Source organism: Klenkia sp. AC732, from assembly GCF_979256525.1.
In genome coordinates, this window is sequence record NZ_CEEDOS010000164.1 from 1 (window position 1) to 242 (window position 242).

Sequence of the window (242 nt, forward strand, 5' to 3'; positions counted from 1 at the left end):
CGCACGTCTGCTACACCCTGGGCGGCGACGTCCCCGACGGCGTGGACGAACCCGACGTCCCCGGCGGGCGCGGCAACGCACCGGTCCAGGAGGGCAACGGTGCGGCCCACCAGCTGCAGCTGGGTGTGTACGGGGACCTGTTCTCCATCGTCGCGCTGTACGTCGAGCACGGGACCGTGCGGGACGCCGACCCCGGCCGGCTGCTCGCCGCCATCGCCGACACCGCCGGCGACCGGTGGCGG

The 242-nt window shown here is 75.2% G+C and carries 1 pseudogene; it reads left to right on the top strand.

Annotated elements, in window-relative coordinates:
• Positions 1-242, top strand: a pseudogene (locus AC0IVP_RS22110) (glycoside hydrolase family 15 protein); the annotation flags it as partial.